The organism is Mycobacterium sp. TH-M15, from assembly GCF_057473705.1.
In genome coordinates, this window is record NZ_JBYCLB010000111.1 from 1 (window position 1) to 3,187 (window position 3,187).

General features: G+C 71.7%; 4 protein-coding genes. 1 reads left to right on the forward strand and 3 read right to left on the reverse strand.

Annotated features, from left to right (window positions below; all coding sequences use genetic code 11):
• Together AC2VNT_RS02850 and AC2VNT_RS02855 are read right to left on the reverse strand one after the other, a co-directional pair.
• Positions 1 to 432, reverse strand: a 432-nt coding sequence (locus tag AC2VNT_RS02850) for a glycosyltransferase family 2 protein (protein ID WP_486945417.1), incomplete at its 3' end; no start/stop codon positions are given.
• Position 433: 1 nt separating this feature from the next.
• The gene (locus AC2VNT_RS02855) at positions 434 to 1,660 is read right to left on the reverse strand and encodes a polysaccharide biosynthesis protein (RefSeq protein WP_486945420.1); all 1,227 of its coding nucleotides are present in this window, start codon (positions 1,658 to 1,660) and stop codon (positions 434 to 436) included.
• A gap of 319 nt (positions 1,661 to 1,979) precedes the next feature.
• Between AC2VNT_RS02855 and AC2VNT_RS02860 the strand changes: the two genes are divergently transcribed.
• Positions 1,980 to 2,960, forward strand: a complete 981-nt coding sequence (locus AC2VNT_RS02860; protein ID WP_486945418.1) for a TerC/Alx family metal homeostasis membrane protein — start codon at positions 1,980 to 1,982, stop codon at positions 2,958 to 2,960.
• 9 nt (positions 2,961 to 2,969) lie between these two features.
• On the opposite strand, the gene AC2VNT_RS02865 is transcribed toward AC2VNT_RS02860, so the two are convergent.
• The coding region (locus AC2VNT_RS02865; protein WP_486945419.1) for an inorganic diphosphatase at positions 2,970 to 3,187 on the reverse strand (218 nt) is incomplete at its 5' end.

Consider the following 3,187-nt stretch of genomic DNA (forward strand, 5'->3'; position numbering starts at 1 on the left):
CAGTCGTTTGAGCAGCGGCACCGCGGCGGCCGGCTCCGGCTCGCCGAACCGGGTGCCGATCACGATGTCCAGATCGCCGCGGGCCAGCCGGGCCAGCATCCGCGCCACGTCTTGCACCCGGTGCTGCCCGTCGGCGTCGAAGGTGGCGAACCGCTGCGCGCCGGGCCGGCGCCGGGCCAACTCCACCCCGGTCTGGATCGCCGCTCCCTGACCGAGGTTGACCGGATGCCGGACCAGGTAGGCGCCGGCCCGCCGGGCGGCGGCCGCCGTGCCGTCGGTGCTGCCGTCGTCGACACAGACCACGTTGGCGAAGACCGAGCGCAACTCGGTGATCACCGCACCGATCACGGTCGCCTCGTTGAAGGCCGGGACGATGATCCAGACGTCGGGGTGCCTGGTCGCGGAGCTGGTGTCGATGCCTCGAAAATACACGTCATGACGCCGCAATCGGCGGCGCCGCAGCGGCGGACCCGGCGCGTAGCGCAGCCAGGTGCACCGCGATGCCGACCAGGGGTCCGCAGAGCAGCGCGACGACGGCGCGGGTGCCGAGATCGACCGGGACCAGCAGCAACAGCGTGGCGGCCACCGTGGCGCCGACCCAGCCCAGCGCGTAAGCGCGATGCAGGGCCGCCGCCACCGCCGCCGAGCCGGTCAGCGTCAATAGGGCGATCGCGGTGGCCCCGGCGGTCAACCCGGCCAGCAGCGCAGCTTCGGCGCGGTAATCGGGGCCGAACACCACCCGCAGCAGCCACGGGCCGACCAGCGCGGCGGCCGCCGTGCCGGCCGACCCCAGCGTGACGACGATCGCCGCCGGCGTGGCCAGCGCGCGAACCCACCGGTGGCGCTCGTCGACGAAGTGGGCGATCAGGTTCCCCTGCATCGCGGTGAGCGGGACCAGCAGCGGCGCCCGGGTCAGCGTGACCGCCAGGATCACCACCCCGCCTTCGGCACCCAGCTCGCCGTAGGTGGCCTGCAGCAGCACCGGGAAGCCCATCACCAGGACCGCGCTGGCGCCGGCGGCGGTGATCGAGTGCAGCGCACCGCGCAGGAACGTCGAGGCGCTCACCGCGGTCACCAGCCGGGCCGCCGCCCGGGTGGCCGGCGATCCGATCAGCATCAGCAGCCAGGCCAGCGCGCCGGCGACGGTGGCCCACAGGAACCCGGGCAATCCCCAGCCGAGCACGAACGTCGCGGCGGCCACCGCCACCCGGATACCGGCGTCGACGACCATCAGCGCCCCGTACTGGGTCCACCGGTTCGCCCCGGCCAGCATGCCCGACAAGGTGGCGTGCAGCGCGAAGCCGGCCAGCCCGACGCTGAGCAGCCCCACCGAGAGCCAGCGGGCCTGCCCGAAGACCGGGCCGCTCCACAGCGGCGAGCTGGCGGCGATCAGCACGGCCGCGCCGACACCGGCGGCCCCGGCCACCCGGAGCGGGCGGGTGTGGCGCGCCGGGGCGGCTGATCCGGCCAGCCGGGCGGTGCGGACCTCCCGGGTGGTCTCCTGCAGCAGCCCGTTGGCCGCCCCGGTCACCAGCCCGAACGCCCCCCAGAAGACGCCGAAGACCGCGAACCCGGCGGGCTCGAGATCCCGCGCGGCCAGGTACAGCACCGCGTAGCCGCAGAGCCCGCTGAGCACGGTCGCCGCTCCCACCCGCGCCATGCTGGCGCGGGTCACCGGGCCGGCCCGGTCGTGGCTCACCACGACGCAGCCCCGCTCAGTTCGGGGCCGGCGGATACCCGGAATCGCGGCGTCGGCACAGTCCGAAAATACTCAGCGGCTCGCCGCCCCGACCGATTTGCGCCGCCCGGTGGGGTGCTCTGACACACTGGTGGCTTGAGGGGAGTATTCCCAGACCACGGTGTCGTCATCACGTCGGCCATCATCGGCCGACCGGTACCGCGGGCCGAACGTCCGGCCACCCGGCCGGGTACCCGGTGGAAGAGACCTCGGCCGTTGCGCTACGACCGGAGGCCCCCTGGTGAACCTGTCGCTGCTGGAATGGGCCGTCACGCTCGGCGTGCTGGTCGTCGCGCTGCTGTTCGACGTGGTGATCATCGCCCGGCGGCCACACGAGCCGACGATCCGCGAGTGTGTCGTCGCGCTCTCGGCCTACGTCGGGCTGGCGGTGCTGTTCGGGATCTGGATCTGGCTGCGCCACGGTGTCCAGTTCGGGATGCAGTTCTTCGCCGGCTGGCTCACCGAGTACAGCCTCTCGGTGGACAACCTGTTCGTCTTCGTGGTGATCATGTCCAGCTTCGGGGTGCCCCGCCGCTACCAGCAGGAGGCGCTGTTCGTCGGCATCGTGCTGGCCCTGGCGCTGCGCGGGGTGTTCATCGCCCTCGGCGCGGTCGCCATCAACCAGCTCTCCTGGTCCTTCTACGTGTTCGGCGCCTTCCTGATCTACGTCGCGGTCAAACTGGCCCGCGGCGGCTCGGAGCAGAGCGGCCGCGACAACGCGCTGGTCCGGTTCGCCCGCAGCTACCTCAACACCAGCGACAGGTGGGACGGGCTGCGGCTCTTCGTCAAACAAGGCTCGAAGCGGGCGATGACCCCGATGTTCCTGGTGGTGCTGGCGCTGGGCACCACCGACCTGGTCTTCGCGCTGGACTCCATCCCGGCCATCTACGGGCTGACCCGCGAGCCGTACCTGGTGTTCACCGCGACCGTGTTCGCGCTGATGGGCCTGCGGCAGCTGTACTTCATCCTCGGCAGGCTGCTCAACCGGCTGGCTTATCTGTCGCACGGACTGGCGGTGATCCTGGCCTTCATCGGGCTGAAGCTGGTGCTGCACGCGCTACACGAGAACGACCTGCCGTTCCTCAACGACGGCAAGCGGTTCGCGGTGCCGGAGATATCCACCGGGGTCAGCCTGGCATTCGTCGTGGTGGTCCTGGTCGTCGCCACCGCGGCCAGCCTGTACCGCACCCGCGACGTCGAGAGCCCGGCCGACTCGACCTGACCCGCGGGCTCAGTGGCCGGTGGCCTGGAACCGCTCGATCGACCGCTGGATCTCGGCCTCGGCCTCGGCGCGGCGCACCCAGTCGGCCGCGTGCACGAACTTCCCCGGCTCCAGATCCTTGTAGTGCACGAAGAAGTGCTTGATCGCCTCCAGTTCGTGCTCCGGCACATCGGAGATGTCGGCGATGTGGTCCCAGCGGTGGTCGCCGGCCGGCACGCAGATCACCT

Excerpts from the sequence above, each read along its gene's own strand:
- AC2VNT_RS02855 (WP_486945420.1), bottom strand. The coding sequence starts at position 1,660 with ATGGCGCGGGTGGGAGCGGCGACCGTGCTCAGCGGGCTCTGCGGCTAC.